The 1,393-nt window shown below is 60.4% G+C and carries 1 pseudogene; it reads right to left on the bottom strand.

The annotated features are described in order from the left end of the window. Positions 1-1,305: pseudogene (locus IVB22_RS38620) on the bottom strand (ISNCY family transposase); the annotation flags it as partial. Between the last annotated feature and the right edge of the window lie 88 nt (positions 1,306-1,393).

Raw genomic sequence — 1,393 nt, 5'->3', positions numbered from 1 at the left:
TCGCGCAGCTGTGGCGTGGCTTTGACCAGCGGATCGGGGCGTCGTCGCTCTCGCTTCAGCTTCGCAATTGGCCTGTCGGTCGGGCGTCCCGCTCCTTCTTTCCATGCGATTCGCAAGCTCGACAAGAACTGTTCAATCGGCGGCATCGCAGTTGGATGGCTTGCTGGGGCGGCGTCGGTGAGACTGGCCAACTGCTCCTGCACGGCTCGGATATCGCGCAGTAAGGCGACCGGATCCAGGCTGGCATAGATTTCATTGACGCGGGCGCGGATGGCATCAGGTGTTCTTGCTTCGGCAACCAGCCGCTGATGCGGGGTCGCGGGGGCGCTGTACGTTTTGTGGACACGCGCTCCGTCGCGCTCCCTTCGTATCAATTTAAACGACGGCTGGAAAAAGTTCACGAACAAGCGGGCCGAACGGTAAAGCCGAGCCAGCAGAGCAGCCGCTTCGAGCCCCTCGAATCGACGGTAACCGACCATTCGTCGGACCACCGCGCCGTTCTTCTGCTCGACAAAGGCCTGGTCGTTCTTGCGATAGGGGCGACAGCGCGTGAAGACGATGCCAGCTTGTTCGCAATACACCTTCAAGGTCTCATTCATGAACACAGAGTCGTTATCGGTGTCCAGACCCAGGAGCGCAAACGGTAGCTGTCTACGAAGTTCAGTCAGAACCGTGCTCAACAATCTCTGTTCACGCACCAGAAGTGGCGCGCATTCCGTCCAACCGGTCGCGATGTCCGTGAGAACGAGCGTCTGGACGAAACTGCCCCGCGCCGAAGGACCGCTGTGCGCAACGAGATCGGCCTCGACGAAGCCGGGCGCCGGATCTCCCCAATCCGCCGAAGTACGAATAGGGATGCTGCGTCGCAGAGCACTTGCTACAGAGCGACGGCGCGGCCGGCCGCTTTGCTCTCGAACGCTTCGAAGCGACCGATCGATCGTTGCCGCACTCATCGACAACAATTTAGCCCGAATCTCTGGCGCCAAGTCGATATGGCCGTGCCGCTCCATCGATTCAATCAAGATCGGCAGCAGGGCCTTTGCCGCACACCCGGTCTGCAGCCTCCCAAAGCAGTATCAGCGCATTTCTCTCCGCGTCTTGGTAGATCCGCAGACGATTGCGGCGACCCACCGTCTGGCCCTCAGAATCGCAGCGCAGCAACCGCATCGCATGCTTCCGATGGAACCCCGTGATCGCAACGAACTCGTCGAGGATACGGCCCTTTTCGACACGGCTAGACATCCTGTAGCGCCGCGCCAAAACAGACTTCAGTTCCTTGCGCGTCGCCATGCTCAATCGCCCCATCGTCGCCCCCGGCCGCCCGTTTCGCAGGGGAGCAGATTACGTGAGGCAACAACTCAGCATTCAGGAACATTTCTGGCGAGGCAATGCG

The organism is Bradyrhizobium sp. 190 (assembly GCF_023073415.1).
In the GTDB taxonomy this organism is placed as follows: domain Bacteria; phylum Pseudomonadota; class Alphaproteobacteria; order Rhizobiales; family Xanthobacteraceae; genus Bradyrhizobium.
Note: the sequence above shows the minus strand (reverse complement) of the source record. Positions and strands in the feature narration are given on the sequence as shown.